The 1999-nt window shown below is 58.0% G+C and carries 2 protein-coding genes; both read left to right on the top strand.

What is annotated here, in order from left to right:
* Window positions 1-14 precede the first annotated feature (14 nt).
* On the top strand, window positions 15-1760 hold the full coding sequence (locus M0974_RS17090; protein ID WP_297839125.1) for an autotransporter assembly complex family protein: 1746 nt from the start codon (window positions 15-17) through the stop codon (window positions 1758-1760).
* Window positions 1757-1999, top strand: a 243-nt coding sequence (locus M0974_RS17085) for a hypothetical protein (RefSeq protein WP_297839123.1), incomplete at its 3' end; no start/stop codon positions are given. The genes M0974_RS17090 and M0974_RS17085, both read left to right, overlap by 4 nt.

The following is a 1999-nucleotide window of genomic DNA, read 5'->3' as shown; positions in this document are numbered from 1 at the left end:
TAGCATCCGCGCCTATGAAGTTTTACGAAAAATTCACCCGCGGTTTTATCCTGTTGTTTACCGTCCAGCTCAGCAGTTTCGCGGCGCTCGCCCAAACGCAGTTGGATGTCAGGATCAAGCCCTCCAATGCTGAACTCAAAGCCAACGTCGAAGGGTACGTGGGCAGCCTTGGCGAGCGTGATGAAGAAACGTTGCGCCGTTTTAGCGTGGGGGCCGAGGCCGAGGCGTTGAAAGCCGCGCAAGCGTTGGGCTATTACCATGCGCGGATTAACAGCAATGTGCAGCATGGAAAGGACAAAGACCTGCGCCTGGTCATCGACATCGAGCCCGGCGACCCTGTGCATTTGCGTACCGTCACGCTAAGGGTTGAGGGTCCTGCCGCGTCACTCAAGGCATTTCGCGTACCGGCAAGCGAGGCTCTGAAACCCGGTGCCGTACTCAATCACGGCTACTACGAAGACGCCAAGCGCCTGATTTTGAATCAGGCTTCGCGCTATGGCTTCTTCAGCGGGCACTTCACCCAGCAGCGGTTGGCGATTGATCCAAAGGCCGGCGTCGCCGATATAGAGTTGGTATATGAAAGCGGCCCACGCTATGTGTTGGGCAAAGTCAGTTTCACGGGCGACGCGCCCTTCGACGACGACTTGATGCAACGTATGGTGCCCTTTAAAGCCGATACTCCGTACGACTCGGAGCTGATCGCCGAGCTCAATCAGAACCTGCAATCAAGCGGTTACTTTGAGGGCGTACGCGTTGACGCAGCTCCGACGGCTGCGGTGGCTCAAGTGATTCCAGTGTCGGTCCAACTGGAGACGCGCAAACCGCGCACGGTTGGCTTGGGTATTGGTTTTTCTACCGACGTGGGCGTGCGCGGCAAAGCCAACTGGACCCGGCATTGGGTCAATCCGCAGGGCGACAGTTATGGCGTGGAGATGGAGTTGTCAGCGCCCAAGCAAAACGTCGGCGTGTGGTACGACATCCCGCTGGACCCTCCGTTGACCGACAAACTGCGTTTCGCCGGCGGGTATCAGTACGAAGAGATTGCCGACAGCGACAGCGTGAGCAAGCTGCTGACCATAGGCCCCGAATGGCACAGCAAACTGCCCAGCGGTTGGGAGCGGGTGCTGTCATTGAAATGGCAGCGTGAAGAGTACCGCCTCGGTGATGACGCAGGGCTCAGCACTCTGTTGTTGCCGGGCGTCAGTTATTCATTTCTGCGCAGCGATAACCGGATCGACCCGCAAAATGGTTACCGCTTGCAGTTCGATGCTCAGGTGGCCAAGGAAGGTCTGGGCTCGGACACCAACTTGCTGCACGGCGACGTTTTGCTTAAAGGCTTGACCACAGTGTTCCAGAATCACCGGTTTTTAGGCCGCATCCAATTTGGCGGCAGCGCCACCAACGGCTATCAGTCGATCCCACCTTCGCTGCGCTTTTTTGCCGGTGGCGATCAAAGCGTGCGCGGTTACGATTACCAGATGCTCTCGCCAACCAACTCGCAAGGCGATCGGGTTGGGGGGCGATACATGGTGGCCGGTAGCGTTGAGTATCAATACTCCATCGCTGAAAAGTGGCGGATTGCGACGTTTGTCGATCAGGGCAACGCCTTTAACTCTTTACAGCTTCCCAGCCTGAAAACCGGTGTCGGGATTGGCATCCGCTGGGTATCGCCCGTCGGACCGTTGCGCCTGGATCTGGCCCATGCACTGGATGATGACGGCGGGATTCGTCTGCACTTCTCCATGGGGCCTGAACTGTGAGGCGCGCAACGAAGATTACCGGCATCAGTCTGATTGCAATTTTTTCGCTGTTGGCCCTGTTGGTGCTTGGGCTTTACACGGTCCTAAGTACCCAAGCGGGCAGCCGCTGGGTGCGGGGGTGGGTGCCAGGCTTACAACTCGACAACGTCAATGGCCAACTGGCCGGGGAATGGCGCGCTGATCAACTGCGTTGGGCTCAAGGCAACAACCGGGTCGAAGTCGACGTGCGCGTCGTCGCC

Source organism: Pseudomonas sp. (assembly GCF_026224925.1).
Classification (GTDB): Bacteria; Pseudomonadota; Gammaproteobacteria; order Pseudomonadales; family Pseudomonadaceae; genus Aquipseudomonas.
This window is presented reverse-complemented; position numbering and strand designations above follow the sequence as displayed.